This window comes from Litorihabitans aurantiacus, assembly GCF_030161595.1.
Taxonomy (GTDB): Bacteria; Actinomycetota; Actinomycetes; order Actinomycetales; family Beutenbergiaceae; genus Litorihabitans; species Litorihabitans aurantiacus.
The window spans coordinates 2,697,017-2,715,347 of sequence record NZ_BSUM01000001.1; the positions used below are offsets into that span (position 1 = coordinate 2,697,017).

At 74.5% G+C, this 18,331-nt stretch carries 20 protein-coding genes; 13 read left to right on the plus strand and 7 right to left on the minus strand.

All coding sequences use genetic code 11. The annotated features are described in order from the left end of the window. The first annotated feature begins 104 nt into the window (after window positions 1–104). The 6 genes from QQK22_RS12840 (at window position 105) to QQK22_RS12865 (ending at window position 5,911) form a co-directional block, all read left to right on the plus strand. Window positions 105–578, plus strand: a complete 474-nt coding sequence (locus tag QQK22_RS12840; RefSeq protein WP_284251318.1) for a PTS sugar transporter subunit IIA — start codon at window positions 105–107, stop codon at window positions 576–578. Window positions 579–679: 101 nt separating this feature from the next. After that, window positions 680–2,311, plus strand: a complete 1,632-nt coding sequence (locus QQK22_RS12845) for a PTS transporter subunit EIIC (protein WP_284251320.1) — start codon at window positions 680–682, stop codon at window positions 2,309–2,311. Between the two features lie 51 nt (window positions 2,312–2,362). Further along, entirely contained in the window at window positions 2,363–3,148 is a 786-nt protein-coding gene (gene nagB / locus QQK22_RS12850; RefSeq protein WP_284251321.1) for a glucosamine-6-phosphate deaminase, read from the plus strand. A 232-nt stretch (window positions 3,149–3,380) separates the two neighbouring features. After that, a complete protein-coding gene (locus QQK22_RS12855) occupies window positions 3,381–4,367 on the plus strand; it encodes an N-acetylglucosamine-6-phosphate deacetylase (RefSeq protein ID WP_284251322.1) in 987 nt (328 codons plus the stop codon). A 55-nt stretch (window positions 4,368–4,422) separates the two neighbouring features. Next, window positions 4,423–5,325: a siderophore-interacting protein gene (locus QQK22_RS12860; protein WP_284251323.1), complete on the plus strand. Its 903-nt coding sequence runs from the start codon at window positions 4,423–4,425 to the stop codon at window positions 5,323–5,325. A 40-nt stretch (window positions 5,326–5,365) separates the two neighbouring features. After that, a complete protein-coding gene (locus tag QQK22_RS12865; protein ID WP_284251324.1) occupies window positions 5,366–5,911 on the plus strand; it encodes a DinB family protein in 546 nt (181 codons plus the stop codon). A 3-nt stretch (window positions 5,912–5,914) separates the two neighbouring features. Here QQK22_RS12865 and QQK22_RS12870 read toward each other — a convergent pair whose 3' ends face one another. Together QQK22_RS12870 and QQK22_RS12875 are read right to left on the minus strand one after the other, a co-directional pair. Continuing rightward, window positions 5,915–6,238 (minus strand): DUF4333 domain-containing protein, encoded by a 324-nt coding sequence (locus QQK22_RS12870; protein ID WP_284251325.1) that lies wholly within the window; start codon window positions 6,236–6,238, stop codon window positions 5,915–5,917. A gap of 97 nt (window positions 6,239–6,335) precedes the next feature. Beyond that, window positions 6,336–7,058 (minus strand): EF-Tu/IF-2/RF-3 family GTPase, encoded by a 723-nt coding sequence (locus tag QQK22_RS12875; protein ID WP_284251326.1) that lies wholly within the window; start codon window positions 7,056–7,058, stop codon window positions 6,336–6,338. 192 nt (window positions 7,059–7,250) lie between these two features. On the opposite strand from QQK22_RS12875, the gene QQK22_RS12880 reads away from it, so the two are divergent. Beyond that, the gene (locus QQK22_RS12880; protein WP_284251327.1) at window positions 7,251–7,550 is read left to right on the plus strand and encodes an iron-sulfur cluster assembly accessory protein; all 300 of its coding nucleotides are present in this window, start codon (window positions 7,251–7,253) and stop codon (window positions 7,548–7,550) included. A 129-nt stretch (window positions 7,551–7,679) separates the two neighbouring features. Beyond that, window positions 7,680–8,276, plus strand: a complete 597-nt coding sequence (locus QQK22_RS12885; protein WP_284251328.1) for a 1-acyl-sn-glycerol-3-phosphate acyltransferase — start codon at window positions 7,680–7,682, stop codon at window positions 8,274–8,276. 36 nt (window positions 8,277–8,312) lie between these two features. Here the strand turns inward: QQK22_RS12885 and QQK22_RS12890 are convergent, their stop codons facing one another. After that, on the minus strand, window positions 8,313–8,819 hold the full coding sequence (locus tag QQK22_RS12890; protein WP_284251329.1) for a GNAT family N-acetyltransferase: 507 nt from the start codon (window positions 8,817–8,819) through the stop codon (window positions 8,313–8,315). A 69-nt stretch (window positions 8,820–8,888) separates the two neighbouring features. On the opposite strand from QQK22_RS12890, the gene def reads away from it, so the two are divergent. After that, window positions 8,889–9,458 (plus strand): peptide deformylase, encoded by a 570-nt coding sequence (gene def, locus QQK22_RS12895; protein WP_284251330.1) that lies wholly within the window; start codon window positions 8,889–8,891, stop codon window positions 9,456–9,458. Between the two features lie 9 nt (window positions 9,459–9,467). Here def and QQK22_RS12900 read toward each other — a convergent pair whose 3' ends face one another. Continuing rightward, on the minus strand, window positions 9,468–10,382 hold the full coding sequence (locus tag QQK22_RS12900) for a DMT family transporter (protein ID WP_284251332.1): 915 nt from the start codon (window positions 10,380–10,382) through the stop codon (window positions 9,468–9,470). A 402-nt stretch (window positions 10,383–10,784) separates the two neighbouring features. On the opposite strand from QQK22_RS12900, the gene QQK22_RS12905 reads away from it, so the two are divergent. Further along, complete coding sequence (locus QQK22_RS12905) at window positions 10,785–11,129, plus strand: hypothetical protein (RefSeq protein ID WP_284251333.1); 345 nt, start codon at window positions 10,785–10,787, stop codon at window positions 11,127–11,129. A gap of 34 nt (window positions 11,130–11,163) precedes the next feature. Here QQK22_RS12905 and QQK22_RS12910 read toward each other — a convergent pair whose 3' ends face one another. The 3 genes from QQK22_RS12910 to QQK22_RS12920 are packed head-to-tail and all read right to left on the minus strand — an operon-like array spanning window position 11,164 to window position 13,282. Then, entirely contained in the window at window positions 11,164–11,901 is a 738-nt protein-coding gene (locus QQK22_RS12910; protein WP_284251334.1) for a response regulator, read from the minus strand. After that, window positions 11,898–12,200 carry a sensor histidine kinase gene (locus QQK22_RS12915; protein WP_284251335.1) on the minus strand — a complete coding sequence of 101 codons (303 nt, stop codon included), beginning with the start codon at window positions 12,198–12,200 and terminating at the stop codon, window positions 11,898–11,900. The genes QQK22_RS12910 and QQK22_RS12915 overlap by 4 nt, the downstream gene beginning before the upstream one ends. Further along, the gene (locus QQK22_RS12920) at window positions 12,182–13,282 is read right to left on the minus strand and encodes a sensor histidine kinase (RefSeq protein ID WP_284251337.1); all 1,101 of its coding nucleotides are present in this window, start codon (window positions 13,280–13,282) and stop codon (window positions 12,182–12,184) included. The genes QQK22_RS12915 and QQK22_RS12920 overlap by 19 nt, the downstream gene beginning before the upstream one ends. A gap of 162 nt (window positions 13,283–13,444) precedes the next feature. Here QQK22_RS12920 and QQK22_RS12925 point away from each other — a divergent pair, with 162 nt between their 5' ends. From QQK22_RS12925 to QQK22_RS12935, 3 genes are all read left to right on the plus strand, one after another. After that, complete coding sequence (locus QQK22_RS12925; protein WP_284251338.1) at window positions 13,445–14,209, plus strand: ABC transporter ATP-binding protein; 765 nt, start codon at window positions 13,445–13,447, stop codon at window positions 14,207–14,209. Between the two features lie 661 nt (window positions 14,210–14,870). Then, the gene (locus QQK22_RS12930; RefSeq protein WP_284251339.1) at window positions 14,871–16,046 is read left to right on the plus strand and encodes a hypothetical protein; all 1,176 of its coding nucleotides are present in this window, start codon (window positions 14,871–14,873) and stop codon (window positions 16,044–16,046) included. Window positions 16,047–16,071: 25 nt separating this feature from the next. Continuing rightward, the gene (locus QQK22_RS12935) at window positions 16,072–18,174 is read left to right on the plus strand and encodes an NAD(+) synthase (RefSeq protein WP_284251340.1); all 2,103 of its coding nucleotides are present in this window, start codon (window positions 16,072–16,074) and stop codon (window positions 18,172–18,174) included. Window positions 18,175–18,331 lie beyond the last annotated feature (157 nt).

Below are 18,331 nucleotides of genomic sequence, written 5' to 3' on the forward strand. Positions count from 1 at the left end.
CCGTTGACACGATTGCTCCCCCGGCCCCATGATCCTACTGGTTCGGACCAGTGACCAACCAGTCCGGACCACCCATCGGACGCCGACGACACGAGGTTCGCCAGATGACCACCCCCGCCGCCACCCCGATCCACGCACCCCTCGCCGGGCGCGTGAGCGCCCTGGCCGACGTGCCCGACCCCGTCTTCGCCGAGGGGATCATGGGCGAGGGCGCGGCGATCGAGCCGCCCGACGCCGTCATCGACGTCGTCGCCCCCGTCTCGGGGACCCTCCTGAAGGTTCTGCCGCACGCGTTCGTCATCCTCACCCCCGCCGGGTGGGGCGTGCTCGTCCACCTCGGGATCGACACGGTCCGCCTCGAGGGCGCGGGCTTCACCGTCCACGTCACCCAGGGCGACGAGATCGAGGCGGGCGCGCCGGTCGTGACCTACGACGTCCCCGCCGTCCGCGCCGCCGGCGTCGCCACCGTCGTCCCCGTGGTGCCGCTCGAGCACACCGGTGCCGTCGCGCTCGCCGAGGGGTTGAGCCCGGGCGACGACGTCACCCCCGGCAGCCCGTTCCTCACCCTCACCGCCTGACCGCACCGCCTGACCGCACCCCGTCGCACCACCTCAGACGCCCCCTGAGCGCACCACCTCCGCACGGCCACCTGACCCCACCACGACGAAGGAAGCGCTCCATGACCGCCACCGCCGCACAGTCCGGTGCCCGCTCGGGCCGCTCGGGCCTCAGAATCCCCGGTTTCGCCCAGCTGCAACGCCTGGGCAAGAGCCTCATGCTGCCGATCGCCGTGCTCCCGGCGGCAGGCATCCTGCTGCGCCTGGGGCAGGACGACCTGCTCGGCAGCATCGAGACGCCCGTGATCGGACCGTTCTTCGACGCGATGAGCGCCGCCGGCGACGCGCTGTTCGCGAACCTCGCGCTGCTGTTCGCCGTCGGCGTCGCGATCGGGTTCGCCAAGAAGGCGGACGGGTCGACGGCGCTGGCGGCGGTCGTCGGGTACCTCGTGATGGGGAAGGTCTTCGAGGCGATGTCCCCCGTGGTGCTCGCGGGGCAGACCGACGCGGCGGGCGATCCGCTGATGATCAACTACAGCGTCTTCGGCGGCATCATCATCGGCCTGGTCACCGCGGTCCTGTTCGACCGCTTCCACACGATCGCGCTGCCGACCTACCTGGGCTTCTTCGGCGGCCGACGGTTCGTGCCGATCATCGTCTCGCTCACCGCGCTCCTGATCGCGTTCGCTATGAGCTACCTGTACCCGCTCTTCAGCGCCGGGCTCAACGGTCTGGGCGCCTTCATCGGCGGCACCGGCGCCGTCGGCGCGTTCCTGTACGGCTTCGCCAACCGCATGCTCATCCCGCTCGGCCTGCACCACATCCTGAACTCCTACGTGTGGTTCCTCCAGGGCTCCTACACCGGCCCGAACGGCGTCGTCACCGGCGAGCTGACGCGCTTCGCGGCGGGCGACCCCACCGGCGGCGCCCTGACGGCCGGCTTCTACCCCGTCCTGATGTTCGGCCTCCCGGCCGCGGCGCTCGCGATGATCCACGTGGCGCGCCCGCGCCAGAAGAAGGCCGCGATCGGCATCCTCGGCGCCGCCGCCATCACGGCGCTGGTCACCGGCATCACCGAGCCGCTCGAGTTCGCCTTCATGTTCCTGGCGTTCCCGCTCTACGTCGTCCACGCGATCCTGACCGGCCTCTCGCTGGCGATCGCCTACCTGCTCGACATCCACCTCGGCTTCTCGTTCTCCGCCGGACTCATCGACCTGCTCCTCTACGGGACGGCACCGGCCGCGAGCAACATCCCGCTGCTGGTGATCATGGGACTGGCCTACGCCGTCGTCTACTACGTCCTGTTCCGCGTGGTCATCACGCGCTGGAACCTGCGCACGCCGGGGCGCGAGGACGACGACGTCGCGGCCGCCGAGGCCGCGGCCGTCAGCAGCGAGGGCGCACCGGGCGCGACGTCGACCACGCCCGACGTCGGGCGGGTGGACCAGCTGGTCGACCCGGCCGCCGCGGCGCCGGCCACCGGCACCGCGACGGCGACCGCACCCTCCGCGCCCGCCACCTCCGACGACCGCGCCGAGCAGCTCATCGCGGCGTTCGGCGGCCGGCAGAACCTGGTGAACGTGGACGCGTGCATCACGCGGCTGCGCATGGAGGTCGTCGACAAGGACCTCGTGGACAAGGCCCGCCTGCGCCAGCTCGGCGCCGCCGGAGTGCTGGAGGTCGGGAACAACGTGCAGGCGGTGTTCGGCGTCCAGGCAGAAGCGCTGAAGACGCTCATCAACGACAGCCTGTAGGACGACCGGCGGCCGGCGCACGCGCATCGGCCGCCCCGAAGAAGGAGACCCGTGGAAGTCATCATCGTCGACCACCCGCGCGACGCGGGGGCGATCGTCGCCGACGCCGTCGCGGCGCTGCTCGCGCAGCGACCGGACGCCGTCCTCGGCCTGGCCACCGGTTCGACGCCGCTGCCGGTCTACGACGAGCTCGTCCGGCGCCACCGGGAGGAGGGCCTGTCGTTCGCGCGGGCGCGGGCCTTCCTCCTGGACGAGTACGTCGGGCTGCCGGCCGACCACCCCGAGCGCTACCGGGCGGTCATCGAGCGCGACTTCACCGGGCGGGTGGACCTCGACCCGGCGGCCGTCGTCGGTCCGGACGGCCTCGCGGCCGACCTGGCCGCCGCCGGACCGGCCTACGACGCCGCGATCCGCGACGCCGGCGGCGTCGACCTCCAGATCCTCGGGATCGGGACCGACGGCCACCTGGCCTTCAACATGCCGATGTCCAGCCTCACGAGCCGGACCCGCCTCAAGACGCTCACCCCGCGCACCCGCCAGGACAACGCCCGGTTCTTCGACGGCAACGTCGACCGCGTCCCGACGCACTGCCTCACGCAGGGCCTCGGGACGATCGCCGAGAGTCGGCACGCCGTCATGCTGGGCTTCGGCCGAGGCAAGGCGCAGGCGGTGCGCGAGTGCGTCGAGGGGCCGGTCTCCTCGCACTGGCCCGCCTCGGTCCTGCAGATGCACCCGCACGCCACGGTGATCGTCGACGCCGAGGCCGCGGACCAGCTGGCGTTCACGGAGTACTACCGCGCCGTGCGCGAGGGGAAGCCCGCGTGGCAGGGTCTGTGACCCGGCTGCGGGCCGGGCGGGCGCTGGTCGGTGGCGCGCTCACCGGCCCGGTCGCGCTCACGCTGGGCGGCGGGCGGATCACGGCGATCGAGACGGATCCGCGCGCCGTCGCGGCGCTCGACCCGCGGTCGATCGACGTCGACCTCACCGACGGCGTCCTCACCCCGGGGCTCCTCGACCTCCAGGTCAACGGATCCTTCGGCGCCGACTTCGCCGACGCCGACCCGCAGGGGTGGGCGACGGCGCTGGACGGGCTCGCCGCTCGCGGCGTCACCAGCGTCGAACCGACGATCATCACCGCCCCCTGCCCGACCTGCGTTCGGCCTTCGAGCGGCTGCGCCGCGCGGTCGAGGACAACGCGGTCACGCCGCGGCACGCCGTCGCACGCATCCTGGGCGCCCACCTCGAGGGCCCGTTCATCTCGCCCGACCGCTGCGGCACGCACCGTCCGGCCTGGATGGTGCCGCCCACCCGGGAGCACCTCGAGGCGCTCCTGGGCCACGACGCCGTCCGCGAGACCCTCCTCACGGTCACGCTCGCCCCCGAGCTACCGGGGGCCACCGAGGCGATCCAGCGTCTCGTCGGCGACGGCCGCATCGTCTCGCTCGGCCACACCGACGCCCTCGCGGCCCAGGTGCACGCGGCCGCCGACGCGGGCGCCACGATGGTCACCCACCTGTTCAACGCGCAGCGACCCCTCGGGCACCGCGAACCCGGCGTCGTCGGGGCCGCGCTCGCGGACGAGCGGCTCTTCCTCGGCACGATCCTCGACGGGCGGCACGTCGCGGCGAGCGTCGTCGGCATCGTCCTGGCCGCGGCGCGCGGCCGGGTGGTGGGTGTGACCGACGCGATCGCGACGGCGGGGCTGCCGCCGGGCACCTGGCTCACCTTCGGCGGCGCGGAGGTCGCGGGCGACGAGCACGGGGTGGGGCGCCGCCGCGACGGCACCATCGCCGGGGCCGGGATCGTGCTCGACGAGGGCGTGCGGCGGATGATCGCGGCGGGCCTCGACCCCGCCGTCGTGCTCGCCTCCTGCACCGAGGTGGCGGCGCGCTCGATCGGGCGCGACGACGTCGGGCACCTGCGAGCCGGCGCGCTCGCCGACCTCGTCTGGTGGGACTCCTCGTGGCACCCGGACCGCGTGTGGGTCGGCGGATCCGAACGCGCGACGGCGACCGGGACGGAACCGGCCCCGACGGGTCACGTCCTGGTGAGGTAAGCCTTACCTTTGCTACGGTGACGGCGCCCGACACCGCACCCGCGAAGGAGTCCCCGTGGTCCGTCACCAGCGCCTCGTCAAGCCGGAGAACCCGGGCCTCGTCCACCTGACGGTGCTGCGCAGGGAACAGCTCTCGCCGCACTGGATGCGCGTCACGCTCGGCGGTGGCGAGATCGACCGCTTCGCGCCGATGGGGTACGACCAGTGGTTCCGGCTGTTCCTGCCGCTCGGCGGCACCGAGGGTCTGGACCGGCTCCCCGCCCGCGCGAACCAGCTGATCGGCTACCTGCGCTACCTCCGGATCCCCGACGGCGTGCGCCCCGTCATGCGCAACTACACCGTGCGCGCGTTCCGCCCGGCGAGCACGACCTCGGGGGCGGAGCTCGACGTCGACCTCGTGCTGCACGGGAGCCCCGCGGACGGGAGTGCCGGACCCGCCTCGCGGTGGGCGCAGACGTGCGCGGTGGGCGAGAGCGTCGTCGTGATCGACGAGGGTCTCGGCTTCAACCCCGCCGCGGGGACCGAGCGCGTGCTGCTCGTGGGCGACGAGACGGCTCTGCCTGCCGTCGCCGGCATCTGCGCCAGCCTCCCCGCCAGCGCGACCGGACTCGCGATCGTCGAGGTGCCGACGGCCGAGGACGCGCTCGAGTTCACCCGGCCCGACGGCGTCGCGGTGCGCTGGGTGGTGCGCGAGGACCCCGGTGCGGCCGGACCGACCCAGCCCGTCCCCGGCACGCTCGCGCTCGCCGAGCTGCGCACCCTGACCGACGCCGAGGTCGATGCCGGAGAAGTCCACGCGTTCGTCGCGGGCGAGCAGGCGCTGGCGACCGGCGGCCGCCGCCACCTGGTGAACGAGCGCGGCGTCGCCAAGGAGCGCGTCTCGTTCACCGGCTACTGGCGCCTCGGTGCCGCGTCACCGACGCCGAAGGCCCAGGTGGCGGCACCCGCCGCCGGATAACGGCGTGACGCCCGCGACGCCGTCGGGCACACTGCCGCGCATGACGATCGACGCGCAGGGACGCCAGGACCCACCGCTGCAGGCCGGGGAGGTCGAGACGCTGCTCGGCTTCCTCGAGTTCCACCGCGCCACGCTCGCGTGGAAGACCGCCGACCTCGACGCTGTGGGTCTCTCGGCCACCACCGCCGCGTCAGGCCTGACACTGGGAGGTCTGCTCAAGCACCTCGCCTGCGTGGAGGAGAACTGGTTCTCCTACCGCTTCGCCGGGCGCCCGCCCGCCGAGCCGTGGGCGTCGGCCGACTGGGAGGCCGACCCCGACTGGGAGCTGACGTCGGCGGCGTCGGACACCCCCGAGGAGTTGCGGGCGCTGTGGAGCGCGTCGATCGACGCCTCCCGCGCGATCGTCGCGGAGGCGCTCGCCGACGGCGGACCGCAGGCCCTCGACACGCTGGAGCGCCGGAAGTCCGCGGACGACGGCGCCGTCAACCTGCGCTGGATCCTCGTACACATGATCGAGGAGTACAGCCGGCACAACGGCCACGCCGACCTGCTGCGCGAGGCCGTGGACGGCCTCCGGGGCGAGTGAGGCTCAGGCGTTCGGCTGCTCCGCGACCTCGACGGCGATGCGGAAGTCGGTCCCGTCCACGTCGGAGATCGTGACGGTGGTGTCGAACTCCGAGCCCGTGCTCGGGTCCGTCAGCAGGCAGTCGACGACCTCGCCGTCCACCAGGTCGACCTGGTCGTCACCGCAGCTGATCTCCGGACGCTGGCCGATCTGCTCCTCGAGCGCGTCCTCGGCCTCGGTCGCCACCTGGTCGGCAGAGACGGTCCGGTTGGCCGACGCCGAGAAGCTGCAGGCCCCGAGCACGAGGACGCCGAGGGCGGTGGTGACGGGGAGGGCGAGGCGCTTCACGGGATGATCTCCTTCTCGGGGGCGAGACTCCAACGTAGGCCCGGGCGCGGTCGCGCGGGGAGGTTGATCGCGGCGGCGGGCGCTCAGCGGCGGGCGCTCAGGCGACGACGACGTCGTCGCGCGCCACGTCCCGCCGGGTGAGGCCCGCGAGCAGGAGGCCGACGTTCTCCCCCTCGTGCGCCGTCTCGGTCCGGCGGCGGAACGCCTCGATCGCGGTGATCCGGGTGCGGGCGACGACGACGCCGTCGCGGTGGATCTCCGCGTCCCGACCGGCGGCGAACGTGCCGGAGGAGACCGTGCCGGTCACGACGAGCCCGCGCCCGGTGATCGTGAAGACGTCCTCGACCTGGAGGCGCGCGGTGCCGATGATCTCGGCGGCGGGCTCGCCGACCGGTGCGTCCGTGACGTCCTCGACGGGCGCGTCCCTGACCGACGTGAACGCACTGCCGGGCGGGGGCGACGGCGGCGCGTCGCCCGTCCGCGACGCCGTGGACGGACGAGCCATCCGCATCACGACGACGGTCATGTGGATGCCCGTGACCAGCGCGGCCGCGACCACCACCCAGACCCCGGTCTCCGGCGTCGGCAGACCGAGCACGATGCCCACCACGACGGCGACGGCGATGACGGGCGCGTTGATGAGCGCGGTACGCACGAACACGCGGTTGCGGTCGTCCGCCCGCTGCTTCACGTCTGCGGGGTCCGAGGAGAACGCGGGTGACGTGCCCGCCACGGAATCAGCGCTCCCGTAGCCCCCAAGGATCGGGGGGATCGGCGTCTGGTTCGGGATGCGCGGGTCGCCGCCGGGCGTGAAGCTCATGTCACGACCGTAGCCCGAGCGGAGTCCAGGCGCCGGACGGTACGAGGCGTCGGCGCCGAGCCCCAAGTCCGTATCGATGACCAAGATTCGAGTCTCGGTCTCCAAGACCGTACGGCGGCGGCCTTGCATCTGCCGCTCACCTCTGGTCGCGTGGACGTCAGGTGGAACGCCCACCCCCGAGAGGAGTCGCTCGTGCTGACCCTGACCGAGAACGCCCAGACCGCCGTCAACGAGATCGCCGCCAGCGCCGATCTCCCCCAGGGCGGCGGCCTCCGCATCGCCCCGTCCGCATCGCAGCCCGGTGGCCTCGACCTCGGGCTCGCGCCGGAGCCCGTCCCCGGCGACCAGGTCATCGAGACCGGCGCCGTGCCCGTCTTCGTCGAGCCGCAGGCGTCCGAGGCCCTCGACGCGCTCACGCTCGACACCGCTCCCGCGCAGCCGGGGCAGCCCGGCCCGGCGTTCCAGCTGACGCCGCAGGCCGCGACCGCCTGAGTCGCGCCTCGCGCCATCGAACGGCGCCGCCCCTCGCGAGGGGCGGCGCCGTTCGCACATTCGGTGCCGCTCCGGCGCGTCCCGACCCGTGCCGGTGTCGCGTGCCCGACTCCGCCTAGGGTGAGGCGCGTGACCTCCCGTCTGCGCCGCGCCGTCGCCCGCCTCTTCTGGCGCCTGAGCCGCTGGGAGCTGCGCTCGCAGCCGCAGCCCGACGTCCCCCGGGTGCTGATCGGCGCCCCGCACACGTCTAACTGGGACTTCGTGCTGATGCTCGCGATCGCGTGGGAGGCGGGGATCCCGCTGCGCTGGCTGGGCAAGACCTCGCTGTTCCGTGGCCCGGCGGGCCCGGTGATGCGCGCACTCGGGGGCATCGCCGTCGACCGCAGCGACCCCTCGCGCGTGGTGGAGGAGGTCCTCGCGGAGCAGCGCACCACCGGGGCGTTCTCGCTCGTGGTCACGCCCGAAGGGACGCGCGGCGGCGCGACGCACTGGAAGTCGGGCTTCTACCGGATCGCGCGGTCGGCGGACCTACCGGTGACGCTGGGGTACGTGGATCGCACCACGATGACCACGGGGCTGGGCCCGACGCTCACGATGACCGGCGACGTGCGCGCAGACATGGACCGGATCCGGGCGTTCTACGCCGACAAGGCGGGGTTCGCGCCGGGGCGGCGGATCGAGCCGCGGCTGCGGTCGGAGGATGCGGCCGGCGACGGCGGGGCCTGAGCCGGTCGTCGTCCGGCCCGTTCGCGGTCCGGGGAGTCAGTCCTCGAGCGAGATCTGCAGGAGGTGGGTGCCCAGGCGCTGGCCGAGCTTCTCGCCGATGGCGCGCAGGTGGCCCACCTCCTGGAACCCCACCTTGCGGTGCAGCGCCAGCGAGCCCTCGGCACCGTGGTCGCTCACGACGGCGATCGCCTGGCGCGCGCCGCGGCGGCGGGCCTCGTCGAGCACCTGCGTCATCAGGGCGGTGCCGACGCCACGCCCGGTGGCTGCGGCGTCGAGGTAGATGGTCTCCTCGACCGTGAGGTCGTAGGCGGGGCGCGCGCGCCAGAACGTGACGTAGGCGAAGCCGATGACGGTGCCGTCCTCGTCCTGCGCGACCAGGAAGGGCCAGCCGCGGCGGTCGATGTCGGCCGCCTTGAGCGCCCAGTCCTCCTCCGTCATCGGGACGGTCTCGAACGTCGCCGTCGAGTCGGTGACGTAGTGCGCGTAGATCCGCGCCACGTCCGCCAGGTCGGCGGCGACGAGGGGTCGGACGAGCACGGTCACGGCGTCCAGGGTACGCGGGCGTGGCCAGGGCGTCCGTGGGGCGCGACGCCGTCGAACTAGGCTGGTGCGGTGGCCATCCTCCCCATCGTCATCTCCGGCGACCCCGTCCTGCACCGCCCCGCCGCCCCCGTCACGGAGGTGACGGACGAGATCCGGCGCCTGGTCGCGGACATGTACGTGACCATGGACGAGGCGCCCGGCGTCGGGCTCGCGGCGCCCCAGGTCGGCGTCGGGCTGCGGATCTTCGTCTACTCCTACGAGGACGACCACGGTGCACCGTGGCGCGGTGTGGTCGTCAACCCCGAGCTGTGGATGACACCGACCGTTCCCGGCGACCCGGACGAGGACGAGGAGGTCGAGGGCTGCCTCTCCTTCCCGGGCGAGCGGTTCGCGCTGCGCCGCTCGGAGCGCACGGTCGTCGTCGGGACCGACCTCGAGGGAGCGCCGGTGCGCCTGGAGGTCGACGGCTGGCGCGCCCGGATCCTGCAGCACGAGTTCGACCACCTGAACGGCGTGCTCTACGTCGACCGCCTCACCGACCCCGACGACCGCGACGAGGTCGTCGACATCATCCGTGAGCAGGGGTGGGGTGAGCCCGGCCTGTCCTGGCTGCCGGGGCGCGACGACCTCGAGGGCTGAGCCGCGCCGTCAGTCGCGCAGCAGCGGACCGCTGGTGGCGCGGCGGCGCTCGACGACGAGCGCGGCCGACACCGCGACGGCGAGGGTCGCGAGGATCGCCGTCACGCGCAGGCCGCCCGCCGAGAACAGATCGAGCAGCAGCGCGGTCAGCATCTGACCGGAGATGACGGTGAGCGTGAGGACGAACGTGCCGAGGCGGCGCACCGCCCATGCGGCGGCGATCGTGATGACGGCGCCGAGCGGACCCCCGAGGTAGAGCCACCACTGCGGCGGGAAGGTCACGCCGTCGAGCCCGCCCGCGAGACCGGCGACGGCGAGGACGAGGGTGATGCCGACGGTGCCGCCGGCGGACGAGGTCAGGCCGGCGAGCACGGGGTCGCCCGTCGCGGCGACGACGCGGCCGTTCCCGGCCTGCTGCACGCAGAGGATCGCGCCCGCGAGGAAGAGCGCGATCCCGACGGCGACGCCGACCGCCGCGGTGAGCTCGCCGCCCCCGGAGGGCCCGAGGACGGCGACGCCGAGCCCGACGAGCGCGACCGCGCCCGCCAGAACCCGACGTCGGGAGAGCCGGATGGCGGCCGGGAGCCCGACGCCGCGCGCATCCAGGGTGAGCCCCGCGACGGTCTGACCGGCGACGGCGCACACCGAGGCGACGGCGACGCCCACCAGCGGGATCCCCGACGCCATCGCGAGCACGATCGGGATGCCGCAGAGCCCGACGGCGAACCACCACCACTGCGCCCGCTGCCGGATCAGCCGCGTCACGGTGCGGGCGCGGCCTCGGAGCACGATCACCAGGGCGGACGCCGCGAGGGTGCCGACGTAGGAGAGCCACCCCGAGACGACGACGCCCGTGCCGGCGACGGCGAGGTCACCGTTGACCCGACCCTGGAAGGCGATGACGGCGCCGCTCCCGGCCGCCACGAGCGCCGCGAGCAGGACGAGGCGTGGGGCGGGCCCCGGCGCGGGGGCGGGCAGTCCGGGCGGTTCGACGGGTCGGGGCGGTCGACGCGCTCGGCAGAGGGAGCGGCGGCGCCCGACCCGGGGACGTGGGGCTCGGCGGGGCGTGGCGTCACCCGTCAAGTATGGGAGGGATCCGTGACTCCCTCCCGCCGGCTGAGTTCGTCGTTCGAGGGCGGGGCCGCTCAGGCGCTTCCCAGGACCGACCGCTCCTCGCGTCCCCCGAGGGTGCCGCACCCGCCGGTGCCCCCGCGGACCGTCCACAGGCTCGACACGCCGACGCCGTCGCGCCCTCGTAACCGCAGGTCACGATTTGATAACGTCTCCCCACGTCGACATCGCGGTGACGGACGAGAGGAGGCCGCCGTGGCGATCATCCCGAATGCGTCGCACGCACCCGGCCGCCCGGTCCGGATGACTGCGCCGATCCGCACCACCGCCCCACCGCTGTCCTCCCCGCCGGTCCCCCGCCACGCGCGCCGACCGCACGCCGCCTGGACGTGGCTGGTGGTGGCGGTCTCGCTCGCCGTCGGCGTCTTCATCGCCGGCGCCGGGCCCGCAGCGTGGGCCGCGGGCCCCGCCCTCGTGCTCGTCGGCCTCGGCGGGCTAGTCCTGCGCCGCCGCCGGTCGCTCCCCGCCCTGTGGGTGGGGCTCGGGCTGACCCTCGGCATCGGGCTGCACCTCCTCCTCGAGCTGCTCCGCACCTCCTGACCCGCGGCGGACACCCACCGTCGGCCGGCCGTCGTCAGCCCGGGCCGCGCGCCTCGTGCGCCAGGATCGCCAGCTGCACCCGGTTGACCATGCCGAGCTTCGCCAGCGCCGACGACAGGTGCACCTTCACGCTCGAGGTCGACAGGTACAGGGACGCCGCGATCTCGGCGTTGGAGAGTCCCTGCGCGACGGCGTCCGCCACCTCGTGCTCCCGCGGTGTCAGCGCGGCGATCCGCACGCGAGCGGCCTCCCGCGCGACCCCGCGAGGGTCGCGTCCCGCGACGGCTTCGGAGGCCGTGGGAGACGGCGTCTCCGCGATGCCCGCGCCCGCTCCCCCACCACCCGCGGTCGCGAGCGCCACGAGGGCCCGCGTGACGTCGGGCGAGAACGCGGGCTCGCCGTCGGCTACGCGGCGCACCGCCTCGACGATCTGGGCCGGCGGCGTGTCCTTCAGGAGGTACCCGGCCGCGCCGGCGCGCAACGCCGCGACCACGGTCGCGTCGGCACCGAACGTCGTCAGCACGAGCACCCCGGGTGCGCGCGGGCCGAGCCGGGCGAGCTCCGCGGTGGCGGCGACGCCGTCGACCCGCGGCATCCGGATGTCCATGAGCACGACGTCGGGCGCGAGCGCACCGACGAGGTCGACCACCTCGGCGCCGTCGCTCGCCTCACCGACGATCGCGACGTCGGGCGCCACCTCGAGCATGAGCCGCAGCCCGGCGCGCACCAGCGGGTCGTCGTCGACGAGCAGGACCCGGATCGGCGCGCTCACGTGGTCTCCCGCGCCGTCGCCGACCCGACCCGGCCGAGCGGGACCGTGGCCCGCAGCACGAACCGGCCGTCCTCCACGGTGCTCTCGAGGCTCCCGCCGTGGTGCGCCGTCCGCTCGGCGAGACCCAGCTGACCCGTGCCTGCACCGGGCAGCTCCGCCCGGGTGAGGCCCGGGACGACGGCGTTGCTCACCACGACCTGGATCGTGCCGCCCGGAACGCCACCCGTGCACTGCACCAGCACCTCCACGGCCGCGCCGGGCGCGTGCTTGCGCGCGTTCGTCAGCCCCTCCTGCACCACCCGGTAGGCGGTCCGCTGCGCCGCGAGCGGCACCGGCACGAGCTCCGTCCCCGCGACGTCGAGCCGGACGACCTGCCCGGCCGCGCGCGCCTCACCGACGAGCGCCGGCAGCGCGGCGAGGGTCGGGGCGGGAGCGGCGCGGCCGTCGTCGGGCACCGGGGCCGGCTCGAGCGCACCCCCTCACCGGTGACGGCGCTGGCCCGCAGCACGTGCAGCACGTCGCGCAGCTCCTCGAGCGACAGGTGCGCGTTCTCCCGCACGACCGAGACCGAGGCGGCGACCTCCGGCGGGACGCTCCCCGCGGGGGCCTGCTGCAACCGGTACTCGAGCGCACCCGCATGCACGCTGAGCAGCGAGAGCCGGTGCGCGAGCACGTCGTGCATCTCCCGCGCGATCCGTGCGCGCTCCGCCTCCTGCGCGTCCGCGACCCGCCGGTGCTGCTCGCGCTGCGCGTCCCGCGCGCGCTGCTCCAGGACGCGCACGAGCTGGCGCCGCGCGCGGACCATCAGCCCCGCCGTCGTGGCCAGGCCCACCACGAGCGTCACGATGACGATCCACTCGCCGCTGCCGCCCACCTCCCCGGGGCGATACGTCAGCAGGTGGGGCAGGGCGAGGACCTGGGCGACGACGGCGACGCCGTAGCCCCAGCGCCAGCCCCGGTGCAGCGCGAGGGAGAAGAACCCCACCAGGAGCGCGATCGAGGCGCTCGTGGAGATGGCACCGACGACCGCGGCGGCGATCCCGACGGCGACCGGGTGCTCCCGGCGCCACCAGGTCGCCAGCACCATGCCGGCCCCGGTCACGAGGTCGATCGGGCGCAACCACTCCGGGATCCCGACGGGGTCGGACCAGCCCAGGGCCTCGGCCAGCCACACGGCGGCGCACACCACGAAGACGATCGAGTCGACCACCCAGTCGCGCACGGTGCGGGGCGAGCCGCGCCGTCGGCCCCCACCGCCGTCCGCGCGAGCCGGGCGCGAGCGCGGGGAGCGCGAGGACAGGAGACCGGCCTCGCCGGGGCCGAGCGCCCGGGCGAGGTCGCCGGGCAGGATCCACCTGTCGACGTCGCCGGACCCGGTCATGCGGCCAGCCTACGGAGAGCCGCCGTCGAGGGGACCTGGCCGTTCGGCCACCCGCCGTCCGCAGGACTGGCCGATCGGCCGATACCGCGGGCGGCGGCCGCACCCCAGGCTGGTCGCGGACCGCAGGACGACCGCCACCCCACTGCACGAGGAGGAGCACCGATGACCGCACCCGCCCTCGAGCTCGACCAGCTCACCAAGGTCTTCTCGGGCAACCGCGCCGCCGACGGCGTCAGCCTCGAGGTACCGCCCGGCTCGCTGACCGGTCTCGTCGGTCCCAACGGGGCCGGCAAGACCACGTCGCTGTCGATGGCGGTCGGTCTGCTCCGGCCCGACTCCGGCACGGCGCGCGTCGACGGCGTCGACGTCTGGCGCGACCCCACCCGCGCCAAGGCGCTGCTGGGGGTGCTGCCCGACGGGCTGGCGCTGCCCGAGCGACTGACGGGGAGCGAGCTGCTGCGCTACTGGGGCCTCCTGCGCGGGATGGACCCCGCCGTCGTCGCCTCGCGGACGTCCGAGCTGCTGCGGATCCTGGAGCTCGACGAGGCGGACGAGCGCGGCGTCCTCGTGCTCGAGTACTCGACCGGGATGCGCAAGAAGATCGGGCTCGCCACCGCGCTGCTGCACTCCCCGCGGGTGCTCGTGCTCGACGAGCCGTTCGAGGCCGTCGACCCCGTCAGCGCCCGGGTGCTGCGCGCCATCCTGCGCCGCTTCGTGGCCGCCGGCGGGTCGATCGTGATCTCGAGCCACGTGATGTCCCTGGTCGAGGAGATGTGCGACCGCGTCGCGATCATCGCGCGCGGTCAGGTCCTCAGCCACGGCACGCTCGCGCAGGTCCGCGGCAGCGGCAGCCTCGAGGACCGCTTCGTCGAGCTCGTGGGTGAGCGGACGATCGCGCAGGAGGAGCTGACGTGGCTGGGCTCGTGAGCACGACGCAGGCGCCCACCGGGCCGTCGTCCCTGGGCGCCGAGCTCCGTCTGCTGGTCGGGTTGCGCCGCACGATCCAGTCGCACAACGACTCGTGGAAGCGGCCGCTGGGGATCGCGCTGGGCGTCGTCGCCGTCGCCGGGACCTGGGCGGGCGTCCTGCTCGCCGCGCCGGGGGCGCGGGCCGACGTCGTCGCCGTGCTGCTCGGGATGTGGGCCGTGGGCTGGGTCGTGGGGCCGATCCTCGCCTCCGGTGCCGGGGTGCTGCGCCCGGAGTACTTCACGCTGCTGCCGCTCGAGCGCCGACGGCTCGGGCTCGGTCTGCTCGTGTCGGTCTACGTCGGCCCGGGCGCGCTCCTCACGCTCGCCGCGACGCTGTCCCTGGTCGCGTACGGCGCGAGCCTGGGAGCGTCCGGCGGCGTCGGTGCCGTCGTCGGCCTCGCCGCTGCACTGCTGTTCACGATCGGGCTCGTCGCGTTCTCGCGGGTGGTCTACGCGGTGCTGGGGGCGGCGATGCGCACGCAGGTCGGCGTCGAGATCGCCGCGGTCCAGTACGGCCTGATGATCGCCGCGATGATGGCCGGCTGGCTCGTCCTGTTCCCCGTCGGCCTCGCCGTGCCGTCCCTGCTGGCGGACGGGTTGCCCGAGGGGGAGCGACCGACGTGCTGCACGCGCTGCCGTTCGGGTGGCCCGGCGGTGCGGTCGCGGCGGTCACGCCGGTCGAGGCCGGGCTCGACGGCGGGACCGGTGCGGCGGGTGCGCTGTGGCGCGTCGGGGCGATGCTCGCGGGGGCGGCGCTCGCCGTCGCCGCCGCCGTCGCACTGCTGACGCCGCACGTCGGCAACCGGACGGCGCGACGCCGCCGTCGACCCGTGGGTTCGCACGCTCTCGCGCAGGGGGCGAGAGCGCGGCGCGACCCGCTGCTGGGGCTGCCGGCCACGCCGACGGGTGCCGTGGCCGGCAAGGAGCTGCGGACCTGGCTGCGCGACCCGTGGCGCTCGCTCGAGATCCGGACGGCGGTCTGGTTCGCGACCTTCCTCGCCGCGTTCCTGTACGTCGGCACGCTCGGCGACGTCGCGGGTCTGTTCCCGTTCGCGCCCTGGGCCGCGCTCGCGGTGGCCTTCATGGTGGGTCTCGGAGGCACCAACCTCTACGGGCAGGACGGGACCGCGCTGTGGATGCTCGCCGTCGCCGACTCGCCCGCGACCGTCCGGGCGGACGTGCGGGGGCGGCAGATCGCGATCGTCGTGGCGTTCGGCCTGCCCGCAGTGGTGCTGGCGCTGGCTCTCACGGCGCTCAGCGGTGGCTGGTCGCACCTGGTCGGCGTCGCGGCGGCGCTCGTGGCGATGCTCGGGTGCGGCGCGGGGATGTCGGCGCTCTTCTCCGTGGTCGGGGTCAGCGCCGGGGTCGATCCCGCGAAGCGGCGCAACGCGACCGACGCCGGCGAGAACCCGCTTCTGCTGCAGATCGGGTTCTGGCTCAGCGTGGTGCTGGCGGCACCGACGCTCGGGCTCGCCGTGGTGACCGTGACCCGGGCGTGGGAGGCGACGACGGCGGTGTGGTGGCCCGGTCTCCTGGTGACCGTGGGTCTGCTCAACGGTGCGCTCGTGGCCTGGGGGCTGGGCCGGATCGCGATCGCGGTGCTCGGCGCGCGGCTGCCGGAGACGTTCGCCCGCGTGCGCTATCCCGGGCTGCGACTCGCCCCGGGCGGGACGGAGGCCGCGACGGGAGTGGCGGGTGGACCGGCGTGGGCCGGGGCGCTGTCCGACGCCGCGCAGAAGTCCTACCTGGACGCCCGAGCGGCGAAGGAGAAGGAGCGGGCCGGCCGGGCGTCGTGACCCACCCCTGCGGCAGACTCGTGCCATGACCTCGCCCGACGCCCGACCCGCCTGGGACTTCCGCAACGCCTACCGGCACGGCTTCGCGCGCGTCGCCGCGGTCACGACGCCGGTCGTGCTGGCCGACCCCGCCGCGAACGCCGACGCGGTGATCGCGCAGGCGCGGGCGCTGGACGCCGACGCCGTCGCCGTCGCCGTCTTCCCGGAGCTGGGCCTGACCGGCTACTCGATCGACGACCTCGTGCTCGCCGACACGCTGCTGGACGCGGCGGAGGTCGCCGTCGCGCGCGTGGTCGAGGCGAGCGCCGACCTGCTGCCCGTGCTCGTCGTCGGCGCTCCGCTGCGCCACGGCTCGCGGATCTACAACTGCGCCGTCGTCATCCACCGCGGCCGCGTCCTGGGCGTCGCCCCGAAGTCCGCGCTGCCGAACTACCGCGAGTTCTACGAGCGGCGCTGGTACGCGCCCGGCGACGACCAGCGCGGGCAGCACATCACGCTGCGTCACCTGCCGGACGCCGAGGCGATGCCGTTCGGTCCGGACCTGCTGTTCCGCGCCGTCGACCAGCCCGACCTGACGATCTTCGCCGAGGTCTGCGAGGACTTCTGGGTGCCGATCCCGCCGTCGGCCGAGGCGGCGCTGGCCGGAGCGACCGTGCTGCTGAACCTGTCCGGCTCGCCGATCACGGTGGGGCGCGCGCAGGACCGTCACCTGCTGTCGGCCTCCTCGAGCGCGCGCGGCGTAGCCGCCTACGCCTACGCCGCCGCGGGACTGGGCGAGTCCACGAACGACGTGTCGTGGGACGGCCAGACGATGATCTACGAGAACGGCGCGCTGCTCGCCGAGACGGAGCGGTTCCCGCACACGGCGCAGGCGTCGGTGGCCGACGTCGACGTCGCCGCCCTCGCCTCCGAGCGGCTGCGGCAGGGCTCGTTCGACGACAACCGGCGCACGCACGCCGCGCGCGTGGCCGGCTTCCGGACGGTCGAGTTCACGCTGGACGCGCCCACGGGTGACGTGGGGCTGCGCCGCAGCGTCGACCGCTTCCCCTTCGTGCCCGACGACGTCGCCCGGCTCGCACAGGACTGCTACGAGGCGTTCAACATCCAGGTCTCCGGGCTGGAGCAGCGAATGCGCGCGATCGGCATGCCGAAGCTCGTGATCGGCGTCTCGGGCGGTCTCGACTCCACGCACGCGCTGCTGGTGTGCGCGCAGGCCGTGGACAGGCTGGGGCTGCCGCGGGAACACGTCCTCGCGTTCACGCTGCCGGGGTTCGCGACGTCGGAGGGCACGCGCTCGAACGCCTGGAAGCTGGGGCGGGCGCTCGGGGTGACCTTCGAGGAGATCGACATCAAGCCCGCGGCGACGGAGCTGCTCACCGCGCTCGGGCACCCGTTCGCGGCCGGCGAGCCCGTCTACGACGTCACGTTCGAGAACGTGCAGGCGGGCGTGCGGACCGACGTGCTGTTCCGCCTCGCGAACCAGCGCGGCGGGATCGTGGTCGGGACCGGGGACCTCTCGGAGCTGGCGCTCGGGTGGTGCACCTACGGGGTGGGCGACCAGATGTCGCACTACGCGGTCAACCCCGGCGTCCCGAAGACGCTGATGCAGCACCTCATCCGCTGGACGATCTCCACCGAGCAGTTCGACGGCGGGACCGACGCCGTGCTGCAGGCGGTGCTCGACACCGAGATCTCGCCCGAGCTGGTGCCCGCGGGCCAGGACGGCGCGGTCCAGTCGACCGAGCAGACCATCGGCCCGTACGCGCTGCACGACTTCGCGCTGTTCCACACGCTGCGGCGGATGTCGCCGCCCTCGAAGATCGCGTTCCTGGCCGAGCGGGCGTGGGCCGACGCCGGTGCGGGGGCGTGGCCGCCGGGGTTCCCGGAGGACGGGCGGCCCTCCTACGACCTCGCGGAGATCCGGCGCTGGCTCGAGGTGTTCCTGCGCCGCTACTTCGCGAACCAGTTCAAGCGGACGGCGATCCCGAACGGGCCGAAGGTCGCCTCGGGCGGATCGCTCTCGCCGCGCGGGGACTGGCGGATGCCGTCGGACGCGCGGGCGACGACGTGGTTGGCGGAGCTCGACGCGGCGCTCGAGCCGGTCCTCGGGGCGGCGGAGCGGGGCTGATCGGGCGCTGTGCTCGGCGGTGCGTCCGCCGGGAGCGGCTGGCTCGGTGGCCCCGCGCGGGCCCAGCGGCGTGTCGCGCCGACACGCGGACGGGCGACGCGGTGGCGCCGCGGTCAGCCGCTCACAGCGGGCGCCCCGACGACCCGCCAACGCCTCG

Bases quoted from the DNA above. Each gene is read 5' to 3' on its own strand.
- QQK22_RS12840 (WP_284251318.1), top strand. From the start codon at position 105: ATGACCACCCCCGCCGCCACCCCGATCCACGCACCCCTCGCCGGGCGC.
- QQK22_RS12845 (WP_284251320.1), top strand. From the start codon at position 680: ATGACCGCCACCGCCGCACAGTCCGGTGCCCGCTCGGGCCGCTCGGGC.
- QQK22_RS12865 (WP_284251324.1), top strand. From the start codon at position 5,366: ATGACGATCGACGCGCAGGGACGCCAGGACCCACCGCTGCAGGCCGGG.
- QQK22_RS12875 (WP_284251326.1), bottom strand. From the start codon at position 7,058: ATGAGCTTCACGCCCGGCGGCGACCCGCGCATCCCGAACCAGACGCCG.
- QQK22_RS12920 (WP_284251337.1), bottom strand. From the start codon at position 13,282: ATGACCGGGTCCGGCGACGTCGACAGGTGGATCCTGCCCGGCGACCTC.
- QQK22_RS12925 (WP_284251338.1), top strand. From the start codon at position 13,445: ATGACCGCACCCGCCCTCGAGCTCGACCAGCTCACCAAGGTCTTCTCG.
- QQK22_RS12935 (WP_284251340.1), top strand. From the start codon at position 16,072: ATGACCTCGCCCGACGCCCGACCCGCCTGGGACTTCCGCAACGCCTAC.